Origin of the sequence: Tenacibaculum geojense (assembly GCF_042676005.1) — a bacterium.
Classification (GTDB): domain Bacteria; phylum Bacteroidota; class Bacteroidia; order Flavobacteriales; family Flavobacteriaceae; genus Polaribacter; species Polaribacter geojense.
The window spans coordinates 1-1680 of record NZ_JBHTJR010000055.1 but is presented as its reverse complement, the minus strand read 5'-3'; the positions used below and the strand labels follow the sequence as shown (position 1 = coordinate 1680).

The window sequence follows — 1680 nt, the reverse complement described above, 5'->3', positions numbered from 1 at the left end:
GCTAAGGCTAGTGTTTAATCCCAAAATAATCGCTAATTTAACCCGTAAATGACGGTTATACGAAACCGTTAGGTATTATTAGAAAAAATGAATAGAAAAATTCAGATAGTATTCGCAGACCCTTATTTAGGTATTGATTCTTTTAGCCAAGAATTGAAAGAGAATAATAATTCAAGAATAATTTCATTAAATACAATTATTCGAGCAGAATTAAATTCAGATTCTGAATTAGGAAATCTATTAAAAAAACAACTTGATTCAGGTGAAATTGTTAGTGATGAAGTGATTATAAAATTATTAAAAAAAGAAATAAATAAAGATTCTTTAAATATTATTTTACAAAAATTTCCGAGAATACCAAAACACCTTACTCTAATCAAAGAGGTTTTATCTGAATTAAAAATTGAGATAGATAATGTTTGGTATTTGAAATTGGTAAATATTGAGTTTGCTTTAAATAGTGAACTGAGCGGTTTAGTGATACACGCAAAGAAAGTAGGATTAACATCGGAGAATATGTTACTAAATTTGACAAAACAGAAAGATTTATACAAAAATACAATTGACATATTATCAAATGAATTTAAATTGAAAACTATTGAAATAGACCTTGAAAAACATATAAATTTAAGTGAATATTATAAACAAATAGCAACAATACCTAACAATATATAAAAAACATAGGGCAGTTTAGACTTAATTTAAAAGTCTATATATTTTTATAAAGTCACCAAATATAAAATTTGGAATTTACGAAAAATGATAAAAGCAAAATATTTATATTTGGCTTAGTACCAATCCGAAACGTATCGCTAATCACCTGCCCTACGCTTCTTATACTGAACGTTGTGCATAATGTCCAAAAACCGCTAATATCAATGAAAAATCTGAATGGAACTTGGTTAAAAATTAAAACAGGAAACGACTATTGTCGACCAGAATTTATTGAATTCACTAACGACCAAATTATCCATTTTGAACTTGAATTAAAACGCGGAAATGAATTATCAAAAGTCCAAACTGAGTGGAGCGAGAAACTTTCCGAATCAAAATATGAATTCGTAAATGACAACCGAATAAGAATATTTAGAATGGGAAAAACTCTCACGGTTTTGAGCGAAACTGAATCTAAAACAGAGGATACTGAATTTGCGACTGACTATGAAAGAATTGAACCAACCAAAACGGAACTTGAATCTAGAAAAATTGAAAAGCTAGAATTCAAAGCACACTGGAATAACGAGAAAATACCATTAACATTCAACAAAATTTTGGATAGTCCAGTAATCCAAGAACTGAATAAAAGAATGAATAGAAATGGACGGAAATTAATATTAGAAAATTTGCAAGGAACTTATTTCGCATCAATTTTCGAAAATGACGAACGAGAAACACTAATCGGAATTAAGGAAATAGATGAGCAAAAAGCAATATTATTCGGATTTCCAGAAAAACCTTATGAAATAAAAGCTGAATAAAACACTATGCACAACAATGTATAACCGCAATTACGGCGGATTCGACTACGTCCGAATCCACTCGGAATTGCTAACGTCAGTGCTAAACCGAAAAACATTAACTTTAATCCCGTAACTGACGGTTATACGAGACCGTTGTGAGCAATAGTTTCAGTCTTTTGGTTTTCTGAGTATTTATATGGGATATAAAAGTTTAAGGACT

Annotated in this window: 2 protein-coding genes; both read left to right on the top strand. The window is 29.6% G+C overall.

Going from position 1 to position 1680, the window contains the following annotated elements; genetic code table 11:
* Window positions 1-87 precede the first annotated feature (87 nt).
* On the top strand, window positions 88-675 hold the full coding sequence (locus ACFQ1U_RS12855; protein WP_386109033.1) for a nucleoside monophosphate kinase: 588 nt from the start codon (window positions 88-90) through the stop codon (window positions 673-675).
* Between the two features lie 203 nt (window positions 676-878).
* Window positions 879-1478, top strand: coding sequence for a hypothetical protein (locus tag ACFQ1U_RS12850; RefSeq protein WP_386109031.1), 600 nt, complete (start codon window positions 879-881; stop codon window positions 1476-1478).
* The last annotated feature ends 202 nt before the right edge of the window (window positions 1479-1680 follow it).